Annotated in this window: 2 pseudogenes; both read right to left on the bottom strand. The window is 54.4% G+C overall.

The annotated features are described in order from the left end of the window. A pseudogene (locus AC1DRJ_RS31795) lies at window positions 1-215 on the bottom strand (lytic murein transglycosylase); the annotation flags it as partial. A gap of 154 nt (window positions 216-369) precedes the next feature. After that, a pseudogene (locus tag AC1DRJ_RS31800) lies at window positions 370-576 on the bottom strand (lytic murein transglycosylase); the annotation flags it as partial.

Genomic DNA, 576 nt, shown 5'->3' on the forward strand with positions numbered 1-576 from the left:
GGGTAATCACTGAGGGCCTGGCTGTAGCGAAAATAAGGGTAATCACTGAGGGCCTGGCTGTAGCGAAAATAAGGACCGGTATCGCCCTTGGCCAAGGYACGTTTGGCTTCATCGTAATATTGGCGTTGGGTGGACAAGTCCACCGCCTGGGCTGATTGCACGGCTGTGGCAGTAAGAAGCAGACAAGATAAAAGACTGAAAAGGCGACTGCGCATGAGACATCCGGGCAGAGAAATCATGATAAGTAGGGCAATGCCCGCACTGAATAATCTGTAGCTTAGCCTTTTGCCAGCGACGGGCGAAAGCTTTGCAGGCCCACCGGCATAAGTTCGCAACATTTGTTATGCAGTGGGTGATCAGGTACTGCGCATCGGCCTTCTGGTTGTGGGTGATCTGGTACTGCGCATTCAGGCAGTCCAGTTCGGTGAAGTTGAGCTTGGGGTCGTAATACTTGACGAAAGTCGCCCAGTCGCCACGCTCGGCCAGCCAGCGCAGCCAACGTAACTTCATCCAGTTGGCTTGCGGCAGGTCACCGTGTTCGGCGAGGACTTTCTCGATTTCGGCATTGCTGGCGGT

It is taken from the genome of Pseudomonas sp. P5_B2, assembly GCF_056400445.1.